This is a genomic window from Acidovorax sp. GW835-FHT14G06 (genome assembly GCF_058793595.1).
The window spans coordinates 18,751-37,483 of sequence record NZ_JBXAGA010000007.1 but is presented as its reverse complement, the minus strand read 5'-3'; the positions used below and the strand labels follow the sequence as shown (position 1 = coordinate 37,483).

The following is an 18,733-nucleotide window of genomic DNA, read 5'->3' as shown; positions in this document are numbered from 1 at the left end:
TGCAGGTCAGGAACCTGCAGGGGTTTTTGAATTGGTGGGTGATACATGGATCGAACATGTGACCCCTGCCGTGTGAAGGCAGTGCTCTACCGCTGAGCTAATCACCCGTCGCAAGCACCTTGGAGAAAGATACCGCTGCGAAAAGTCTGGCAGCAACATGGTGGGTGATACATGGATCGAACATGTGACCCCTGCCGTGTGAAGGCAGTGCTCTACCGCTGAGCTAATCACCCTTGTCGCTGCGACAGCCTTCTATTATGGCACAGCTTTTCAGGCCGACTGGAGAGTTCGCCAAATTGTTTTGCCACCGCTGGCCTTGTCGATCTGCGTGAGCACCTCGGCATGGGCCGTCTGCTCTTGTTCGCTCGCCCGCAGCACCGGCAGCGCAAGACCACGCAAATCGATGGCGGCCACCTTCACGCCGTCAACGCTGTCATGGCCATCGTCGGCGATCAGCAAGGCATCCTGCCCGCGTGTGAGATTGATGTAGACGTCGGCCAGCAGCTCGGCGTCGAGCAAGGCGCCGTGCAGCGTACGGCCCGAGTTGTCCACGCCCAGGCGGTCGCACAGGGCGTCCAGCGAGTTGCGCTTGCCCGGGTACATCTCCTTGGCCATGGCCAGCGTGTCGGTCACGCTTTGCACATAGGTGCCAAACGCCGGGCGCCCCACCAGCTCCAGTTCCTTGTTGAGAAAGCCTACGTCGAACGCAGCGTTGTGGATGATGATCTCGGCGCCTTGCAGGTACTGCAGGATGTCGTCCACCACGTCGGCAAATTTGGGCTTGTCCTTCAGAAACTCGTTGCTGATGCCGTGCACCTTCAGCGCATCTTCATGGCTGTCACGGCCAGGGTTGAAGTACAGGTGCAGGTTGTTGCCGGTCAGCTTGCGGTTGAGCAGCTCCACACAACCCAGTTCAATGATGCGGTCACCACCTTCGGCCGAAAGGCCGGTGGTCTCAGTGTCCAAAACAATTTGCCGGGACATCAGTGGTTTTCCTTGGCGTGGTTGATCGTGTACTTCGGAATTTCGACGATCAGGTCGGTCTGCGCCAGGATGGCCTGGCACGACAGGCGCGACTGCGGTTCCAGGCCCCAGGCGCGGTCGAGCAGGTCTTCTTCCTCTTCTTCTGCCGCATTCAGCGAATTCAGCCCCTCGCGCACGATGACGTGGCAGGTGGTGCAGGCACAGCTCATGTCGCAGGCGTGCTCGATGTTGATGTGGTTGTCCAGCAGGGCTTCGCAGATCGAGGTGCCTGCGGGCGCAGTGATCTCAGTGCCTGCGGGGCAGTATTCGGGGTGGGGAAGGATCTTGATGACGGGCATGGGGTGGTCTTTTTCTTGTTCAGAGGGATACGCAGGCTCGGATCACAGGCTCGCGACGTTCTTGCCGGCGAGGGCCTGCTGGATACCGCGGTTCATGCGCTGGGCTGCGAACGCCTCGGTGCCCTTGGCCAGGGCTTCCGTGGCGGCCTCGATAGAGGCTGCATCGTCGGCGTCGCGCTGGTGGCGCAAGGCCACCATCAAAGCGTCGATGGCAGCCCGCTCCTTGGGGCTCAGCACGTCGCCATCCGCGTCGAGCGCGCTTTGCGTGGCAATCAGCATGCGGTCGGCGTCCACGCGAGCCTCGACCACAGCGCGGGCTTTCATGTCCTGCGCGGCCGTGGCAAAGCCGTCCTGCAGCATGCGCGCGATCTGGTCGTCCGTGAGGCCGTACGATGGCTTCACGTCAATGCGGGCCTCCACCCCACTGCCCTGCTCTTTCGCGGCCACACTCAACAGGCCATCGGCATCGACGGTGAAGGTCACACGGATGCGCGCAGCGCCCGCAGCCATGGGAGGAATTCCGCGCAACTCAAAGCGCGCCAGACTGCGGCAGTCCTGCACCAGGTCACGCTCGCCCTGCACCACATGGATGGCCAGCGCGGTCTGTCCGTCCTTGTAGGTCGTGAAGTCCTGCGCCTTGGCGGTGGGTATGGTCTCGTTGCGCGCAACAATGCGTTCCACCAGCCCGCCCATGGTCTCAATGCCCAGTGACAGCGGAATCACGTCCAGCAGCAGCAGATCACCGGCTGTGTTGTTGCCCGCCAGCTGGTTGGCCTGGATGGCTGCACCCAGCGCAACGACTTCGTCGGGATTCAGGTTGGTCAGTGGCTCCTTGCCAAAGAACTCTGCCACGGCCCGCTGCACCTGTGGCATTCGGGTGGAGCCGCCCACCATGACCACGCCCTGCACTTCATCGCGCGCCAGATGCGCATCGCGCAAGGCACGGCGCACAGCCGCCATGGAGCGGGCAGTCAAATCCGCCGTCACGGCATCAAAATCCGACTGTTTGACGTCAAATTGCACAGAAGCGCTAGACAGTTCTGCCTTGAATGCTACCAAATCAGTAGCAGTCAAGGCCTCCTTGCAGACGCGCGCAGCCATGCGCACGGCCGACTTGTCGGCTGGCGTGACCGCCTGTTGCCCCACCTGCTGCAGCACCCAGTCTGCCAGCGCAGCGTCGTAGTCGTCGCCTCCGAGGGCAGAGTCGCCGCCCGTGGCGATCACCTCGAACACACCCTGCGTCAGGCGCAGGATGGAAATATCGAAGGTGCCCCCACCCAGGTCATAGACGGCGTAGACGCCCTCGCTGGCGTTGTCCAGCCCATAGGCAATCGCGGCAGCGGTGGGCTCGTTGATCAGGCGCAGCAGGTTGATACCGGCGAGCTTGGCCGCATCCTTGGTGGCCTGGCGCTGGGCATCGTCAAAGTACGCAGGCACGGTGATCACCGCACCGTACAGGTCGTCATTGAACGTGTCTTCAGCGCGGTAGCGCAGCGTGGCCAGAATCTCGGCACTGATCTCGACGGGCGACTTGTTGCCGTCCACCGTGGACAGGCTGACCATACCGCCCTCGCCGCCATCGGCAGCCGCCACAAAGTCGTATGGCAGCTTTCCTACTTCTGCCACGTCTTTGAGGCCACGCCCCATGAAGCGTTTGGCCGAGGCGATGGTGTTGCGCGCATCCTGGGCCTGCGCCGCCACGGCGTCATATCCGATCTGACGACCGCCATTGGCCAGGTAGCGCACTACCGAAGGGAGCAGCACCCGGCCCTGGGCATCGGGCAGGCATTCGGACACACCATTGCGCACAGCGGCAACCAAAGAATGGGTGGTGCCCAGGTCAATGCCCACCGCGATGCGCCGCTGGTGCGGGTCGGGGGACTGGCCGGGTTCGGAGATCTGCAAAAGCGCCATGAAATTTCGGGTCTCAACGTGGTGGGGGACGCCATCACCTCAGCAAGCGACAGGGGCCCCGGGGGGAAAGCAAAACCGCTCTATTGTCCCAGTTGCTCTCGGCGACGTTCTATGTCGTCCGCAAATCGCGCAATGAACATGAGGGCTCTGACCTGGCGGGCCGCGCCCGCATGGTCCTGCTGCTGGTCGATGAGTTGCTCGCACTGCGCCAGAGCGGCGCGGCGCGCTTGCTCCACCTCATCATCCAGTGCATCCAGCTCTCTGTCTGCGCGGGCATCTTCCAGTGCCTCGCGCCACTCCATCTGCTGCATCAGAAAGGCAGCAGGCATGGCAGTGTTGTCTTCAGCACGGATAGGCGCTCCGTGCAGTTCGCACAGATAGGCCGCCCGGCGCATGGGGTCCTTCAGGCGTTGGTAAGCCTCGTTGATGCGCACAGACCACTGCATCGCCACGCGCTGCGCCGCCGCTCCTTGCGCAGCAAACTTGTCGGGGTGGGCTTCGCGCTGCAGTTCCTTCCAGCGCGCGTCGATGGCGCTGCGTTCTTGTGCAAAGCGGCAAGCCAGGCCAAACAGTTCGAAGTCGTCAGATTGCAGATTCATGCGCAAGGGGGCGTGAAGAAAATCCAAGAAAAAACCGCCAGCACAGAGCGCGTTGGCGGTTTGGCGTTACATCAGCTGAAGACGTTCAGACGCGGAAGCTCTCTCCACAACCGCAGCGATCACGCTCGTTGGGGTTGTTGAACTTGAAGCCTTCGTTCAGCCCCTCACGGACAAAGTCCAGCTCGGTGCCATCGATGTAGGCCAGGCTCTTGGGGTCAATCAGCACCTTGACGCCGTGGTTTTCAAACACGATGTCCTCAGGCTCGCTCGCGTCCACATACTCCAGCTTGTAGGCAAGCCCCGAGCAGCCGGTCGTCTTGACCCCCAGACGCACGCCCAGCCCCTTGCCACGGCGGGCAAGGTAGCGGTTGACGTGCCGGGCTGCAGCTTCTGTCAGCGTAATGGCCATGTCTCTCGATCTATCTGTCAAACAATCAGGCGGCAGTGGCCGTGGTGGCGTGCTTGGTCTTGTAGTCCAGCACAGCAGCCTTGATGGCATCCTCCGCCAGGATGGAGCAGTGGATCTTGACGGGTGGCAAGGCCAGCTCTTCGGCGATCTCGCTGTTCTTGAGCGCCGCGGCTTCGTCCAGCGTCTTGCCCTTGACCCACTCGGTCACCAGCGACGAGGAGGCAATGGCCGAGCCACAGCCGTAGGTCTTGAAGCGGGCGTCTTCGATCACGCCGGTTTCAGGGTTCACCTTGATCTGCAGCTTCATCACGTCGCCGCAGGCTGGCGCGCCCACCATACCGGTGCCCACCGAATCGTCACCCTTGTCGAACGAACCCACGTTGCGGGGGTTCTCGTAATGGTCAACCACTTTGTCTGAATAAGCCATGATGTGTACCTCTTCAATACGTCCAGAATGTGTGCGGAATCAGTGAGCAGCCCACTGGATGGTGCTGATGTCGATGCCGTCCTTGTACATCTCCCACAGCGGGCTCAGCTCGCGCAGGCGGGCCACGTTCTCGCGGATGGTGGAGATGGCGTAGTCAATCTCTTCTTCGGTCGTGAAACGGCCGATGGTCATACGCAGGCTGCTGTGCGCCAGTTCGTCGCTGCGGCCCAAGGCGCGCAGCACATAGCTGGGCTCCAGACTGGCGGAGGTGCAGGCTGAGCCCGACGACACCGCCAGGCCCTTGATGCCCATGATGAGCGATTCGCCTTCGACGAAGTTGAAGCTCATGTTGAGGTTTTGCGGCACACGGCGCTCCAGGCTGCCGTTGATATAGACCTGTTCGATGTCCTTGAGGCCGTCCAGCAGGCGCTGCTGCAGGGCCTTGGCCTTGGCGTTGCTCTCTGCCATTTCTTCCTTGGCGATGCGAAAGGCTTCGCCCATGCCCACGATCTGGTGCGTGGGCAAGGTGCCCGAGCGCATGCCGCGCTCATGGCCGCCACCATGCATCTGGGCTTCCAGCCGCACGCGGGGCTTGCGGCGCACGTAGAGCGCCCCGATGCCCTTGGGGCCGTAGGTCTTGTGGGCCGTCATGCTCATCAGGTCGATGGGCAGCTCGTTCATGTCGATCTCGACACGACCGGTGGCCTGGGCCGCATCCACATGCAGCAGGATGCCCTTTTCGCGGCACAGCGCGCCAATGGCGGGGATGTCCTGAATCACACCGATTTCGTTGTTCACGAAGAGGATGCTGATCAGCACGGTGTCTGGACGGATGGCGGCCTTCAGGGCATCCATGTTGACCAGACCGTCTTCCTGCACGTCCAGGTAGGTGGCCTCAAAGCCTTGGCGCTCCAGCTCGCGCATCGTGTCCAGCACGGCCTTGTGCTCGGTCTTGAGCGTGATGAGGTGCTTGCCCTTGCCCTTGTAGAAATGCGCAGCGCCCTTCAAGGCCAAGTTGATGGACTCGGTCGCACCACTGGTCCAGACGATTTCGCGGGGGTCGGCGCCAATGAGGTCTGCGACCTGCACACGCGCTTTTTCCACCGCCTCTTCAGCCTCCCAGCCCCAGGCGTGGCTGCGCGACGCCGGGTTGCCGAAGTGCTCTCGCAACCAAGGAATCATGGCATCCACCACCCGGGGGTCTACCGGGGTCGTGGCGCCATAGTCGAGATAGATGGGGAAGTGCGGGGTCATGTCCATGGCTGGCTCAGTAAAGAGTTCTGGCTGGCAAACAGAGAGGCAGAACAAACAAGAAATCGATTACGACGCGGTCAGGGCAATGCTGACCCCAGGGCCAGCACGGCGCACCAAGCATCAGGATTTGGCGAAGACGTTACCCAGCGCAAACACCGAATTGGGGGCGTTCACGCGGATGGGCTTGACCACCGGCGTCGTGGAGATGGCTCGGCGCACAACGGGTTTGTCCTCGATCTGCACGCCCTTGGCGAGCTGCTCGTCCACCAGCTTTTGCAGGGTGACCGAGTCCAGAAACTCCACCATGCGCTGGTTCAGCGAGGCCCACAGTTCATGCGTCATGCAACGGCCGGCTTCACCCAGGCAGTTTTCCTTGCCACCACACTGCGTGGCGTCGATAGGCTCGTCTACCGAAACGATGATGTCGGCCACCGTGATGTCGCCTGCCTTGCGGGCCAGCGTGTAGCCGCCGCCGGGGCCACGGGTGGATTCCACCAGTTCATGGCGGCGCAGCTTGCCAAAGAGTTGCTCCAGGTACGACAGCGAAATCTGCTGGCGCTGGCTGATGGCAGCCAGCGTGACGGGGCCGTTGTTCTGGCGCAGGGCCAGGTCAATCATGGCGGTGACCGCAAAACGGCCTTTGGTTGTGAGACGCATCGCAAGCTCCTTGTGCTAAGGCTTGTTCGTTGAAGAAACCGCCAGCGCTGACTGTTTGCCAGCGAGGCACCGTCTCCGCCCCTTACTCCGCACAGTCGCCTGCCACGGAGCCCTTCATCGTTGGGCTGTTTTGTTGAGTGTTTTGTGCAAGTATAGCACAAATCCCTATTGATTCTGTCGGGTTAAAAAACCAAATAGTTATTAATCGACCCAATAGTAATTTTCCATCACACCACCACCCTGTAGCCCTTTTACAGGGCCACAGAATCGCTGCCGTGCGCACCAAAGGCCTGGTCCTTGAGCCGCGTGAGCTGGTCGCGTACCCGGGCTGCCTGCTCGAATTCCAGGTTGCGCGCATGTTCCAGCATGAGCTTTTCCAGTCGCTTGATCTCGCGCGCCACATCCTTCTCGGACATCTCCTCCACCTGCGCGCGCTGCAGGGCTTCCTGGGCCAGGCGCTGGGCGTCCTTGCCGGCTTTTTCGCTGTACACGCCGTCAATCAGGTCTCTTACCCGCTTGACAATGCTGCGCGGCGTGATCCCATGGGCCTCGTTGTGTGCGATCTGCTTGATGCGCCGGCGTTCCGTCTCACCCATGGCTTTTTTCATGGAGTCGGTGATGCGGTCGGCGTACAGAATGGCGTGGCCATTCAGGTTGCGCGCTGCACGGCCAATGGTCTGGATCAGGCTGCGTTCAGCCCGCAAGAAGCCCTCCTTGTCCGCGTCGAGGATGGCCACCAGCGACACTTCGGGGATATCGAGCCCTTCGCGCAGCAGGTTGATCCCCACCAACACGTCAAACGCGCCCAGACGCAGGTCACGGATGATCTCCACCCGCTCCACGGTGTCCACATCGCTGTGCAGGTAGCGCACCTTGACACCGTTGTCGGTGAGGTAGTCGGTCAACTGCTCGGCCATGCGCTTGGTCAGCGTGGTAATGAGTACGCGCTCATGCTTTTCCACACGAATGCGTATTTCTTGCAGCACATCATCCACCTGATGGGTTGCTGGCCGCACCTCCACCAAGGGGTCCACCAGGCCCGTAGGGCGCACCACTTGATCCACCACCTGCCCTGAATGGGTCTTTTCGTAATCGGCGGGCGTGGCCGATACAAAGATCACCTGCCGCATGCGCTGCTCAAACTCCTCGAACTTGAGCGGTCGGTTGTCCAGCGCCGAAGGCAGGCGAAACCCGTATTCAACCAGCGTGGTCTTGCGCGAGCGGTCGCCGCTGTACATGGCGTTGAGCTGGCCGATCATCTGGTGGCTTTCGTCCAGGAACATGATCGCGTCCTTGGGCATGTAGTCGGTCAGCGTGCTCGGCGGGTCACCCGGCGCCGCGCCCGACAGGTGGCGCGTGTAGTTCTCGATGCCTTTGCAGTGGCCCACTTCGCTCAGCATTTCCAGATCAAATCGCGTGCGCTGCTCCAGCCGCTGCGCCTCTACCAGTTTGCCGTCAGCCACCAGCTGCTTGAGACGGTCTGCCAGCTCCAGCTTGATGGTCTCGACCGCCGCCAGCACCTTGTCGCGCGGCGTCACATAGTGGCTGCTGGGGTACACGGTAAAGCGCGGGATCTTCTGCTTGACACGCCCCGTGAGCGGGTCGAACAGCTGCAGGCTCTCGATCTCGTCGTCAAACAGCTCAATGCGAATCGCCAGCTCGGAGTGTTCGGCCGGGAACACATCGATGGTGTCGCCCCGCACGCGGAACTTGCCTCGGCTGAAATCCGCCTCGTTGCGCTGGTACTGCATGCGGATCAACTGAGCGATCACGTCCCGCTGCCCCAGCTTGTCCCCAACCCGCAGCGTCATCACCATGCGGTGGTAGCTCTCGGGTTCGCCAATGCCGTAGATGGCCGATACGGTGGCCACGATCACCACATCGCGCCGCTCCATCAGGCTCTTGGTGCAACTGAGCCGCATCTGCTCGATGTGCTCGTTGATCGCGCTGTCCTTCTCGATGAACAGGTCGCGCTGCGGCACGTAGGCCTCGGGCTGGTAATAGTCGTAGTAGCTGACAAAGTACTCCACGGCGTTCTTGGGGAAGAACTCGCGAAACTCGCTGTACAGCTGCGCGGCCAGCGTCTTGTTGGGAGCGAACACGATCGCCGGACGGCCCATGCGCGCGATCACGTTTGCCATGGTGAAGGTCTTGCCCGATCCCGTCACACCCAGCAGCGTCTGGAAGGTCTCCCCATCATTCAGCCCCTCCACCAACTTGTTGATGGCCTCGGGCTGGTCGCCTGCCGGTGGATACGGCTGGAACAGTTCAAACGGGGAATCGGGGAAGCGGACGAACTCGCCGTCTTGCTTTTCAGTTATGACTTCTGTGATATCCGGCATGGGGGCGGTCAACGGGTGGTGGAGGCGGGCCGTTAAAATCGGCCGAACCCGGCACAGTACACCACGCCCGGATTCTTCGCTACTGACAACCTTTCAAGGATTTTCATGTCTCTGTTCACCGCCGTCGAAATGGCCCCCCGCGACCCCATCCTGGGCCTCAACGAGCAATTCAACGCCGACACCAACCCCAACAAGGTCAACCTGGGCGTCGGCGTTTATTTCGACGACAACGGCAAGCTGCCCCTGCTGCAATGTGTGCAGGCCGCAGAAAAGACCATGATGTCCACCCCCACGGCCCGTGGCTACCTGCCCATCGACGGCATCGTGGCGTACGACAACGCCGTCAAGAGCCTGGTGTTCGGCGCTGACAGCGAACCCGTGACGTCTGGCCGCGTGGCCACCGTGCAGGCCATCGGCGGCACCGGCGGCCTCAAGATCGGCGCCGACTTCCTGAAGAAGGTCAGCCCCAACGCCAAGGTGCTGATCTCCGACCCCAGCTGGGAAAACCACCGCGCGCTGTTCACCAACGCCGGTTTTGAGGTCGATACCTACGCCTACTACGACGCTGCCAAGCGCGGTGTGAATTTCGAAGGCTTCCTGGCCAGCCTGAACGCTGCGGCCCCCGGCACCATCGTCGTGCTGCACGCTTGCTGCCACAACCCCACCGGCTACGACATCACCCCCGAGCAGTGGGACCAGGTCATCGCCGTCGTCAAGGCCAAGGGCCTGACGCCCTTCCTCGATATGGCCTACCAGGGCTTTGGCCACGGCATCGCCGAAGACGGCGCCGTGATCGGCAAGTTTGTGGCTGCCGGCCTGAACTTCTTTGTCTCCACATCTTTCAGCAAGAGCTTCAGCCTCTACGGCGAACGCGTGGGTGGCCTGTCGGTGCTGTGCGCCGACAAGGAAGAAGCCTCGCGCGTGCTGAGCCAACTCAAGATCGTCATTCGCACCAACTACTCCAACCCACCCATCCACGGTGGCGCGGTGGTGGCTGCGGTGCTGAACAACCCTGAGCTGCGCGCGATGTGGGAGAAGGAACTGGGCGAGATGCGCGTGCGCATCAAGGCCATGCGCCAAAAGCTGGTGGACGGCCTCAAGGTCGCTGGCGTGAAGCAGGACATGAGCTTCATCACCACCCAGATCGGCATGTTCAGCTACTCCGGCCTGTCCAAGGACCAGATGGTGCGCCTGCGCAACGAGTTCGGCGTGTACGGCACCGACACCGGCCGCATGTGCGTTGCGGCCCTGAACAGCAAGAACATCGACTACGTCTGCCAGGCGATCGCCAAAGTGGTCTAACCCCCTGAGTCGCTGACGCGCCTTCCCCCTTTCTCTCGAATTGCTGCGTAATTCGGGAAGGGGGACGCAGCCAGCGCACGCAAGAGGAGCGCCGCTACGCAGCTTGGGCGGCCCTTGCGCGGCGACCTCGCATTGGCTGCACTTGCTCGGAAGGCAGCGGCAATACGCAATTCGGTGAACACCCCTTTGAACCGCAGCTCTGATCTTCAGCGCCGCTTTGTGAGCGAAACGCTCCAGAACCCGCACAACGCGGCCCTTTTGGAGCGTTTGCCGTTTCTGGGGTTGCCCGATGCGTGGCTGGTAGCTGGCTGCCTGTTCCAGACGGTGTGGAACCTGCACTCCGGCCTGGCGCCGACTGCAAACATCAAGGACTACGACCTCTTCTACTTCGATGTGTCGGATCTGTCCGAAGCCGCCGAGTTGGCCGTGCAAGACCGCGTCGCTGCACTCTTCGCCGACCTGCCCATCACCGTCGAAGCCAAGAACCAGGCCCGCGTGCACCTCTGGTACGAGCGCTGGTTTGGTTACCCGTATGCGCCGCTGCATTCCGCCCGCAATGGGATCGAGCGTTTTCTGGTGCCTTGCACCTGCGTGGGTCTGCAACCTGCTAGCAACCCTGGCGTTGCTCAGCCCACGCTGTACGCGCCGTACGGACTGGAAGAACTGTACGCAGGACTTCTCAAACCCAACCCCGCCTGCCCGCATCTGCCGTTGTTTGAGGCCAAGGCGCAAAGCTACCGCGAACGCTGGCCGTGGCTGACGATCCAGGCCGCAGGTCTGACGGCGGCCTGAAGACCGTCTCGCAGCTGCGACGCGGCGATTTCAGGCGTTTTTGGCCTCAAGCGCTGGATGTAAATGCGCCAATAGCTATCAAAAAAGAAGCAGTCAATCTGCTTCAGAAAGCAGCCATCAGCCCCACAGCACCGACCGCATCGAGATCGATGCCGACTGATAGCCGGTGTTGAAGAAGCGGGGCATCTCCGTGGGCAACACGGCCCCCGCTGCGTACAGCAGCGGCAGATAGTGCTCGTGCGTGGGGTGCGCCTGCTGGGCCACCGCACCCAGTTTCTGGAAGTCCTGCAGCGCCCCCAGCTGGCCCTTCTTGATCTGCTCCTGCACCACGGTGTCGAACTCGGTAGCCCAGTCGTAAGCCTCATTGGCGGCCGTGCCACGGCGTGTGGCGCGCAGGTTATGCACCACGTTGCCGCTGCCCACGATGAGCACGCCACGTTCGCGCAGGCCCTTGAGCTGCTGGCCCAGCGCGTAATGCTCGGCCGGGGCGCGGCTGTAGTCCATGCTCAGCTGCATCACAGGAATCTGCGCTTTGGGAAACATGGGCTTGAGCACAGACCAGGTGCCGTGGTCCAGACCCCACTCGCCTTCGTCCACGCCCAGTGCCCCGCCGGTAGCGGGCGACTTGAGCTCGCTGGCCAGGCTGCGCGCCACCTGTGGCGCGCCGGGCGCGGGGTACTGCTGGTCGAACAGTGCCTGCGGAAAGCCGCCAAAGTCGTGGATGGTCTTGGGGTTGGCCATGCCGGTCAGCTGCCAGCCACCCCGCGTGAGCCAGTGGGCCGACACACACAGGATGAGCTGCGGCTGCACGGCGCGCGCCATCAGCTCCGCGCCCATCGCCTGCCAACTGCGGCGCCAGGCGTTGTCCTCGATGGCGTTCATGGGGCTGCCATGGCCCACAAACAGCACGGGCATGCGGGGCGAGGGCTTGAGCGCCTGCAATGCAGATGCCGAGGCGGCGCTGCTCAGGGAGGTGGTCATGAAGGCTCCCGGGAAGGCGGCCAGGCCTGTGAGGGCGGCCAAAGAGGTTCTGCGTTGCATGGGTCGGGGAGCGTAACAAATTATGTATAACGCAGGGAGTGAGCCCGCGCGCGCGCCTGAAGTTCCGGCGCCGCACCTTCCGTTCAAAACCACAACACCGAGACAAGCCCCAACCCATGACAACTGCCCTGCCCCAGCCCCTGCGCAATGTCCGCGTCCTGAGCCTCGCGCTCAACCTGCCCGGCCCCGCCGCCCTGATGCGCTGCGCCCGCATGGGGGCCGAATGCACCAAGCTTGAACCGCCTCCAGCCCCCGGCTATCCCAGTGCCGACCCCATGGGCATCTACAGCCCGGCGGCCTATGCCACGCTGCACAGTGGCGTGCGCGTGGTGCATGCCCACCTCAAGACGACAGAAGGCCAGGCCGCGCTGCACGCGGAGCTGGCGCGCACCGATGTGCTGATCACCTCGTTTCGCCCCTCGGCATTGGCCAAGCTGGGCCTGGTCTGGGATGTGTTGCAGGCCAAATACCCGCGCCTTTCGCTGGTACGCATCGTGGGCGCAGCCGCCGGGCGGGCCGAGGAGCCCGGCCACGACCTCACCTACCTGGCCAACGCCGGGCTGGTGACAGGCACCGAGATGCCCCCCACGCTGTACGCCGACATGGGCGGCGCCCTGATGGCGAGCGAGGCCGTGCTGCAGGCCCTGCTGGAGCGTGGCCACACAGGCGGCGGCGTGTGCATCGAAGTTGCCTTGGCCGATGCCGCCGCCTGGCTGGCCCAGCCGCGCGACTGGGGCCTGACCACGCCCGAGGGCGACGTAGGCGGCAACCACGCGGGCTACCGCATCTACCCCTGTGCCGACGGCCGAGTGGCCGTGGCCGCACTGGAGCCGCACTTTGCCGCCAGCCTGTGCGCCGCTGCAGGCCTGCCCGCCACGGGCGATCCGCAGGTATTGCGCGCCCCCGCTACGCACGCGGCCGTGGCAGCATTCTTGCGCACACAGACCCGCGCGCAGCTGAATGCGTTGGCGGTGGCGCAGGACATTCCATTGCACACCCTGGCCTGAAGGCACTTCCTGACCGATGCAAAAAAATGGCACCGTCATCCGCTGGGACGCCACCCGCGCCTTCGGCTTTATCCGCAGTCCGGACACATCTGCCGACGTGTTCTTTCATGTACGGGACTACCGGGGCACCACCCCGCCGCGCGAAGGGCTCGCCGTGGTGTATGAGGAAATCCATGTCGGAGGAAAAGGGCCCAGGGCCATGGCGGTGTTGCCCTCGGCGCACGCGGGCGGCCAGCTCCAGCCCCGCGGTGCGGCACCGACGCAACCGCCCCCTGCGCACCCAACGCGGCGCGCGCCGGCGCAGCGCGCAGGTCAACCTCAGGCCCCAACACGCAGACGCCCTGTGGCACCAAGCGAACCCGCCAACCCAGCGGGCTCGGCGCTGATACGGCTACTCATGCTGGGCTGGCTGGCCTTGCTGGTATGGGGCTTCTGGGCAGGCCGGCTTCCGTGGTGGGTGCTGGGCGCGGCGGCGGGCGTCAACCTCCTCACGTTTCTGGCATACGCCATCGACAAAAGCGCCGCGCAAAACGGCCAGTGGCGCACCAAGGAAAGCCACCTGCACCTGCTGAGCCTCGCAGGCGGCTGGCCGGGCGCATGGTTTGCCCAACAGTGGCTGCGGCACAAGTCCCGCAAGGCGGAGTTTCGCGCAGTGTACTGGGCGACGGCGGTGCTGCATTGCGCAGCTTTGGGGGCCTGGCTGGGCGGATGGCTGCGCTAGCAATGCCCACAAAAATATCAATTTTGATAGCAATAAACCCATGAAAAACTAGCGCTTGAGGCACTTTTGGTTCACGCTGTAGCGACCCTATCTCCTACGCCGCAAAGTGGGCTGACGCACAGATGGCCCGCTGACCTACACGGCGCGATGGGGCGCCCGGTTTCAATCCCAAAGGTCTGAAACACCTCGGGAGATGCCCATGAAACCCCTCATCCTTGACTCGACCATGACCACCATGGGCGGCGTTTTCTACCCCACCGGCCAGGTGTTCGCACTGTTCCCCGACGAGGACTGTGCGCGGCAGGCCGCACTGGCATTGCAGGCCGCAGGCCATCAGGGAGACATCGCCTACGCCAGCCCCGAGGTCATCCTGCAGGAGATCGTTCACACGCTGGGCAGCGCAGATGCACCACTGCCCTCTGTAGGGGCCGAAGGTGACATGGTGCGACGCATTGCCGACCTGGCGGGCACAGGCCACCACGGCATGCTGATCGCCATGGCCGAGAAGGATGGTACCGACGCACTGGTGGCGGCCATTGCCCCCGAAGGCGCGGTCACAGCGTTCTATTACCGCACCTTCATCATCGAAGACCTGATCACCCAGCCCGCCGGTGATGGCCCGCAATCGGTGGTGGTAGGCACCCACGCAGCGGAGGGCTGAAAGCTACGCAGCACGTCTCACTGCCCTGCGCCACCTGCAGCCACTGCAAATGGCCCAGGACACCAGATCGCCAGATGTCAGCGGGGCTTGCGTGCAGACGGTTTCGCGGCGCCCGTGACGCGCGGCGGCAGGCCCGTGTGCTGGGTCAGCATGCGGCCCTTCTGCGGTTGCCCGGGCTTCGCAGGCTTGACCGGCGCGGCCATGGCGCTCTTCACGCCGGTGGGCGTGGAGTTCTTGCGGCGCGCGCTCTGGTAGCCGCCGTCCGTCAAGGGCTGGAAGGTCGGGATCAGGTGGTGTTTGCCGTTGCCGATCAGATCCGCCCGGCCCATGGCCTTGAGCGCCTCGCGCAACAGCGGCCAGTTGTTCGGATCGTGGTAGCGCAAGAAGGCCTTGTGCAGACGGCGGCGCTTTTCGCCGCGCACGATGTCCACAGACTCCTCCGCCTCGTCGCGCATCTGGCGGCGCACGCGGGTCAGCGTGTTGCGCCCCGAGTGGTACATGGCTGTGGCTGTGGCCATGGGGCTGGGGTAGAAAGTCTGCACCTGGTCGGCGCGAAAGCCGTTCTTCTTCAGCCAGATGGCGAGGTTCATCATGTCCTCGTCGCTGGTGCCGGGGTGCGCAGCGATGAAGTAAGGGATCAGGAACTGTTTCTTGCCCGCCTCTTCGCTGAACTTCTCGAACATCTGCTTGAACTTGTCATAGCTGCCGATGCCCGGCTTCATCATCTTGGTGAGCGGGCCCTGCTCGGTGTGCTCGGGCGCGATCTTCAGGTACCCACCCACGTGGTGCTGAACCAGCTCCTTCACGTACTCAGGGCTCTTTACCGCCAGGTCATAGCGCAGGCCCGAGCCGATGAGGATCTTCTTTATACCCTTTAAAGCGCGGCCACGGCGGTAGATCTTGATCAGCGGGCCGTGGTCGGTAGTGAGGTTCTGGCAGATGCCAGGGTAGACACAGCTCGGCTTGCGGCAGGCGGCTTCAATCTCGGGCGAGCGGCAGCCCAGGCGGTACATATTGGCCGTGGGGCCGCCCAGGTCGCTGATGGTGCCGGTGAAGCCCTTGACCTTGTCGCGAATGTCTTCAATCTCCTGAATGATCGAATCCTCGGACCGGCTCTGGATGATGCGGCCCTCATGCTCGGTGATCGAGCAGAACGTGCAGCCGCCAAAGCAGCCGCGCATGATGTTGATGGAGAACCGGATCATCTCCCAGGCGGGGATCTTGGTCGCGCCGTCGTGGCTACCGTTTTCGTCGGCGTAGCTGGGGTGTGGGCCGCGTGCGTAAGGCAGGTCAAACACGTAGTCCATCTCGGCCGTGGTCAGCGGGATGGGGGGTGGGTTGATCCATACATCGCGCGCCGTAACGCCTTCGCCGTGCGCCTGCACCAGTGCACGGGCGTTGCCGGGGTTGGTCTCCAGATGCAGCACGCGGTTGGCGTGGGCATAGAGCACGGGGTCGCTTTTGACCTGCTCGTAGCTGGGCAGGCGGATCACGCTCTTCTCGCGCGGGGGCACTTTGAGCTTGGCCTTGAGCGCCGGATTGGCAACAAACTGGATCGGCTGAATGACAGGGTTGGGGCTGTTTTGGCCGGTAGCGCTCGTGTTATTTTCGGCACCCGCTACAGAATCAGTAGCACTCCCATCCTCTTTGCTGCAGGTGCTGCCTTGGGCCGCAGCCTGCTCGCTGGTGGTCATGTAGGGGTTGATGTGCGCTTCTACGCGGCCGGGTTCGTCCACCGTGGTGGAGTCGATCTCGAACCAGCCCTTGCCGCTTTCATCGTCGGGTCGGCGCACAAAGGCCGTCCCACGCACATCGGTGATCTGCTCCACCGGCTCACGCGCTGCAATGCGGTGGGCCACTTCAACGAGCGCACGCTCAGCGTTGCCATACAGCAGCAGGTCGCACTTGCTGTCCACCACGATGGAGCGGCGCACCTTGTCACTCCAGTAGTCGTAGTGCGCAATGCGGCGCAGGCTGCCTTCGATGCCGCCGAGGATGATGGGCACGTCTTTGAACGCCTCGCGACAGCGCTGGCTATAGACGATGGCCGCACGGTCAGGGCGTTTGCCGCCAATGTCGCCCGGGGTGTAGGCGTCGTCGCTGCGGATCTTCCGGTCGGCGGTGTACCGGTTGATCATCGAATCCATGTTGCCCGCTGTCACGCCCCAGAACAGGTTGGGCTTGCCCAGCGCCTTGAAGGGTTCGGCGCTCTGCCAGTCGGGCTGGGCAATGATGCCCACGCGAAAGCCCTGGGCCTCCAGCGTGCGGCCGATCACGGCCATGCCGAAGCTGGGGTGGTCCACGTACGCGTCGCCCGTCACCAGGATGATGTCGCAGCTGTCCCAGCCCAGTTTCTCCATCTCGGCGCGGCTCATCGGCAGGAACGGAGCCGTGCCAAAGCGCTTGGCCCAGTACGGACGGTAGCTGGTCAAGGGCTTTGCGGCACGCGCAAAAAAGGAGACGTCAACGGGGGCGTTCATGCAGTGGGAGGGCGGCCACCCCATGGGTCAACGGGGCATCGTGGGGCGCGGCTGTGGTGGGTAACCCGCGATTTTACGGCGGCACGCCGTTTTTGTCGCTGAACCGGCCTTGCCCCTGCGCCTAGGAGGTCTTGACCCACGTGGAGCATATACTTGCCAAAGTCAATCAATTACATGACAAAGGCAATTATGAAAAAGCCTGTCGAACCCTCTCATCCACCCGAATCCCCTGCCCCGGTGCCCGCCAGTGCCGTCAAGGCGGTGCGCCGGTTCAACCGCTTCATCACCCGTCGAATTGGCGTGCTGGACCCTTACCTGGGCAGCAAGCTGTCGCTGACCGACGTGCGCGTGCTCTACGAGCTGGCCCATCGCGAGGCCCCTGTGGCCAGCGAACTCGCGCGGGAATTGGGGCTGGACGGCGGGTACATGAGCAGGATATTGCGGCGTTTTGAACAGGCAGGATGGATAGAACGGCACGCCAGCGCCCAGGACGCACGACAAAGCCTGGTCGCGCTCACCCCTGCCGGGCGCGAGGCGTTCGAGCCGCTGCAACAGCGCTCGCGCGACGAAGCCGCCGCCCTGCTCGCCCCTTTGCTCCCCGCGCGGCGCCAAGAGGTGGTGGATGCCATGGAGCGGATTGAAACCCTGCTGTCCTCCGCCTCCCACGCGGCAGGTGGCCCCCGCGTCGCCGTGCTGCGCGACCCGCTGCCGGGCGACATGGGCTGGGTCGTGCAGCAGCATGGCGAGATCTATTGGCGCGAATATGGCTGGGACAGCCGTTTTGAAGCGCTGGTGGCGGACATCGCAGCACAGTTTTTGCGCAAGTTCCAGCCCGCGTGGGAAAAAGCCTGGATCGCCGAACTGGACGGCGAGCGCGTGGGCTCAGTGTTTGTGGTGCGCAAATCGGCCATCACGGCGCAGCTGCGCATGCTCATCCTCAGCCCCAAAGCCCGCGGCCTCGGCCTGGGCGCCCGCCTGACCGACGAATGCATTGCCTTTGCGCGTGCAAAAGGTTACAAAAAGATGGTGTTGTGGACCAACAGTTGCCTGACGGCTGCGCGCGGCATCTACGGCCAGCGCGGCTTCCAGCTGGTCAAAACCGAGCCCTACGAAGACTTTGGTCAGCAATTGGTGGGAGAAACTTGGGAGCTGAGGCTTTGAATTGACGCAACGCCGCGCATCCCCGGGAGAGTCGCGCTCAGCATGAGACAACGGAGTATCTCCATGACCTTGTCCAACCGGCTTCTTATTCGCCCCGTCACCCCCGGCGACGACTTGGCACGCCTCACCGCCCTCATACATTCTGCCTACGCACCCCATGCGCAACAGGGCCTGCGCTACTGGGGCACCCACCAGTCAGTGGAAGATACGGCAAAGCGGTTTGCTTCAGGCACAGGGCTGGTGATGCTGGACGGCGATGACTATGTGGGCACCGCCACGCTGCGACCGCCTCAGCCCGAGTCCTCAGTGCCGCTGTACCGTGACCCTGGGGTGTGGTCGTTATGCCAGTTCTGCATCACCCCCGGAGCCAAAGGCCAAGGTTACGGCAAACGGCTGCACACCTATGCGCTGGACTATGCCCGCCGAGCCGGCGCCCGGGTGATGGCGCTGGACACCGCGCAACCCGCTACCGCGTTGATAGCGATGTATGAATCCTGGGGTTATCGGGTGGTGGGCGACTGCGACTGGCGCCCTTTGACCAACTACACCAGCGTGCTCATGGCACGCGACATGGACACAGCAGAGGACTGTGCAGGCAGCACTGGCTGAAAACACAAGCCACTGCGCGGTCCGTCACCTCACGC

General features: G+C 63.2%; 18 protein-coding genes and 2 tRNA genes. 7 read left to right on the top strand and 13 right to left on the bottom strand.

Annotated features, from left to right (window positions below; all coding sequences use genetic code 11):
• Nucleotides 1-32: 32 nt before the first annotated feature.
• The 11 genes from AC1Q64_RS13590 to uvrB all read right to left on the bottom strand — a co-directional run bounded on the left by AC1Q64_RS13590 (nt 33) and on the right by uvrB (nt 8,924).
• Nucleotides 33-107: transfer RNA gene (locus AC1Q64_RS13590), tRNA-Val, on the bottom strand.
• A 51-nt stretch (nt 108-158) separates the two neighbouring features.
• Nucleotides 159-233, bottom strand: a tRNA-Val gene (locus AC1Q64_RS13585).
• A gap of 37 nt (nt 234-270) precedes the next feature.
• Nucleotides 271-984, bottom strand: coding sequence for a DNA polymerase III subunit epsilon (dnaQ, locus tag AC1Q64_RS13580; protein WP_492251685.1), 714 nt, complete (start codon nt 982-984; stop codon nt 271-273).
• Nucleotides 984-1,322: an ISC system 2Fe-2S type ferredoxin gene (gene fdx, locus AC1Q64_RS13575; RefSeq protein ID WP_492251684.1), complete on the bottom strand. Its 339-nt coding sequence runs from the start codon at nt 1,320-1,322 to the stop codon at nt 984-986. The genes dnaQ and fdx overlap by 1 nt, the downstream gene beginning before the upstream one ends.
• A 42-nt stretch (nt 1,323-1,364) precedes the next feature.
• A complete protein-coding gene (hscA, locus tag AC1Q64_RS13570; RefSeq protein ID WP_492251683.1) occupies nt 1,365-3,236 on the bottom strand; it encodes a Fe-S protein assembly chaperone HscA in 1,872 nt (623 codons plus the stop codon).
• A gap of 80 nt (nt 3,237-3,316) precedes the next feature.
• Nucleotides 3,317-3,835, bottom strand: a complete 519-nt coding sequence (hscB, locus tag AC1Q64_RS13565; RefSeq protein ID WP_492251682.1) for a Fe-S protein assembly co-chaperone HscB — start codon at nt 3,833-3,835, stop codon at nt 3,317-3,319.
• 85 nt (nt 3,836-3,920) lie between these two features.
• Nucleotides 3,921-4,244 carry an iron-sulfur cluster assembly protein IscA gene (iscA, locus tag AC1Q64_RS13560; protein ID WP_056063043.1) on the bottom strand — a complete coding sequence of 108 codons (324 nt, stop codon included), beginning with the start codon at nt 4,242-4,244 and terminating at the stop codon, nt 3,921-3,923.
• A 25-nt stretch (nt 4,245-4,269) separates the two neighbouring features.
• Nucleotides 4,270-4,671 carry a Fe-S cluster assembly scaffold IscU gene (gene iscU, locus AC1Q64_RS13555; protein ID WP_056063045.1) on the bottom strand — a complete coding sequence of 134 codons (402 nt, stop codon included), beginning with the start codon at nt 4,669-4,671 and terminating at the stop codon, nt 4,270-4,272.
• 39 nt (nt 4,672-4,710) lie between these two features.
• The gene (locus tag AC1Q64_RS13550; RefSeq protein WP_492251681.1) at nt 4,711-5,931 is read right to left on the bottom strand and encodes an IscS subfamily cysteine desulfurase; all 1,221 of its coding nucleotides are present in this window, start codon (nt 5,929-5,931) and stop codon (nt 4,711-4,713) included.
• Nucleotides 5,932-6,045: 114 nt separating this feature from the next.
• A complete protein-coding gene (iscR, locus tag AC1Q64_RS13545; protein ID WP_015013980.1) occupies nt 6,046-6,582 on the bottom strand; it encodes a Fe-S cluster assembly transcriptional regulator IscR in 537 nt (178 codons plus the stop codon).
• A gap of 251 nt (nt 6,583-6,833) precedes the next feature.
• Nucleotides 6,834-8,924: an excinuclease ABC subunit UvrB gene (gene uvrB, locus AC1Q64_RS13540; RefSeq protein WP_492251680.1), complete on the bottom strand. Its 2,091-nt coding sequence runs from the start codon at nt 8,922-8,924 to the stop codon at nt 6,834-6,836.
• A 105-nt stretch (nt 8,925-9,029) separates the two neighbouring features.
• Here uvrB and AC1Q64_RS13535 point away from each other — a divergent pair, with 105 nt between their 5' ends.
• Nucleotides 9,030-10,226: an amino acid aminotransferase gene (locus AC1Q64_RS13535; protein WP_492251679.1), complete on the top strand. Its 1,197-nt coding sequence runs from the start codon at nt 9,030-9,032 to the stop codon at nt 10,224-10,226.
• Between the two features lie 186 nt (nt 10,227-10,412).
• Nucleotides 10,413-11,018, top strand: a complete 606-nt coding sequence (locus AC1Q64_RS13530; protein ID WP_492251678.1) for a nucleotidyltransferase family protein — start codon at nt 10,413-10,415, stop codon at nt 11,016-11,018.
• 117 nt (nt 11,019-11,135) lie between these two features.
• Here the strand turns inward: AC1Q64_RS13530 and ygiD are convergent, their stop codons facing one another.
• Nucleotides 11,136-11,999 (bottom strand): 4,5-DOPA-extradiol-dioxygenase, encoded by an 864-nt coding sequence (ygiD, locus tag AC1Q64_RS13525; protein WP_492251677.1) that lies wholly within the window; start codon nt 11,997-11,999, stop codon nt 11,136-11,138.
• Nucleotides 12,000-12,175: 176 nt separating this feature from the next.
• On the opposite strand from ygiD, the gene AC1Q64_RS13520 reads away from it, so the two are divergent.
• The 3 genes from AC1Q64_RS13520 (at nt 12,176) to AC1Q64_RS13510 (ending at nt 14,448) form a co-directional block, all read left to right on the top strand.
• On the top strand, nt 12,176-13,066 hold the full coding sequence (locus AC1Q64_RS13520; protein WP_492251676.1) for a CoA transferase: 891 nt from the start codon (nt 12,176-12,178) through the stop codon (nt 13,064-13,066).
• 16 nt (nt 13,067-13,082) lie between these two features.
• Nucleotides 13,083-13,787, top strand: a complete 705-nt coding sequence (locus tag AC1Q64_RS13515) for a DUF1294 domain-containing protein (RefSeq protein WP_492251675.1) — start codon at nt 13,083-13,085, stop codon at nt 13,785-13,787.
• A gap of 199 nt (nt 13,788-13,986) precedes the next feature.
• Nucleotides 13,987-14,448 carry a hypothetical protein gene (locus tag AC1Q64_RS13510; protein ID WP_291438264.1) on the top strand — a complete coding sequence of 154 codons (462 nt, stop codon included), beginning with the start codon at nt 13,987-13,989 and terminating at the stop codon, nt 14,446-14,448.
• 77 nt (nt 14,449-14,525) lie between these two features.
• Here AC1Q64_RS13510 and AC1Q64_RS13505 read toward each other — a convergent pair whose 3' ends face one another.
• The gene (locus AC1Q64_RS13505) at nt 14,526-16,928 is read right to left on the bottom strand and encodes a YgiQ family radical SAM protein (protein WP_492251674.1); all 2,403 of its coding nucleotides are present in this window, start codon (nt 16,926-16,928) and stop codon (nt 14,526-14,528) included.
• 189 nt (nt 16,929-17,117) lie between these two features.
• On the opposite strand from AC1Q64_RS13505, the gene AC1Q64_RS13500 reads away from it, so the two are divergent.
• Both AC1Q64_RS13500 and AC1Q64_RS13495 read left to right on the top strand, forming a co-directional pair.
• On the top strand, nt 17,118-18,089 hold the full coding sequence (locus tag AC1Q64_RS13500) for a bifunctional helix-turn-helix transcriptional regulator/GNAT family N-acetyltransferase (protein ID WP_492251673.1): 972 nt from the start codon (nt 17,118-17,120) through the stop codon (nt 18,087-18,089).
• 63 nt (nt 18,090-18,152) lie between these two features.
• Entirely contained in the window at nt 18,153-18,698 is a 546-nt protein-coding gene (locus AC1Q64_RS13495) for a GNAT family N-acetyltransferase (protein ID WP_492251672.1), read from the top strand.
• Nucleotides 18,699-18,733: the final 35 nt, after the last annotated feature.

Coding starts and splice junctions, on each gene's coding strand:
- dnaQ (WP_492251685.1), bottom strand. CDS start 984: ATGTCCCGGCAAATTGTTTTGGACACTGAGACCACCGGCCTTTCGGCC.
- fdx (WP_492251684.1), bottom strand. CDS start 1,322: ATGCCCGTCATCAAGATCCTTCCCCACCCCGAATACTGCCCCGCAGGC.
- hscA (WP_492251683.1), bottom strand. CDS start 3,236: ATGGCGCTTTTGCAGATCTCCGAACCCGGCCAGTCCCCCGACCCGCAC.
- hscB (WP_492251682.1), bottom strand. CDS start 3,835: ATGAATCTGCAATCTGACGACTTCGAACTGTTTGGCCTGGCTTGCCGC.
- iscA (WP_056063043.1), bottom strand. CDS start 4,244: ATGGCCATTACGCTGACAGAAGCTGCAGCCCGGCACGTCAACCGCTAC.
- iscU (WP_056063045.1), bottom strand. CDS start 4,671: ATGGCTTATTCAGACAAAGTGGTTGACCATTACGAGAACCCCCGCAAC.
- AC1Q64_RS13550 (WP_492251681.1), bottom strand. CDS start 5,931: ATGGACATGACCCCGCACTTCCCCATCTATCTCGACTATGGCGCCACG.
- iscR (WP_015013980.1), bottom strand. CDS start 6,582: ATGCGTCTCACAACCAAAGGCCGTTTTGCGGTCACCGCCATGATTGAC.
- uvrB (WP_492251680.1), bottom strand. CDS start 8,924: ATGCCGGATATCACAGAAGTCATAACTGAAAAGCAAGACGGCGAGTTC.
- AC1Q64_RS13535 (WP_492251679.1), top strand. CDS start 9,030: ATGTCTCTGTTCACCGCCGTCGAAATGGCCCCCCGCGACCCCATCCTG.
- ygiD (WP_492251677.1), bottom strand. CDS start 11,999: ATGACCACCTCCCTGAGCAGCGCCGCCTCGGCATCTGCATTGCAGGCG.
- AC1Q64_RS13520 (WP_492251676.1), top strand. CDS start 12,176: ATGACAACTGCCCTGCCCCAGCCCCTGCGCAATGTCCGCGTCCTGAGC.
- AC1Q64_RS13515 (WP_492251675.1), top strand. CDS start 13,083: ATGCAAAAAAATGGCACCGTCATCCGCTGGGACGCCACCCGCGCCTTC.
- AC1Q64_RS13510 (WP_291438264.1), top strand. CDS start 13,987: ATGAAACCCCTCATCCTTGACTCGACCATGACCACCATGGGCGGCGTT.
- AC1Q64_RS13505 (WP_492251674.1), bottom strand. CDS start 16,928: ATGAACGCCCCCGTTGACGTCTCCTTTTTTGCGCGTGCCGCAAAGCCC.
- AC1Q64_RS13500 (WP_492251673.1), top strand. CDS start 17,118: ATGAAAAAGCCTGTCGAACCCTCTCATCCACCCGAATCCCCTGCCCCG.
- AC1Q64_RS13495 (WP_492251672.1), top strand. CDS start 18,153: ATGACCTTGTCCAACCGGCTTCTTATTCGCCCCGTCACCCCCGGCGAC.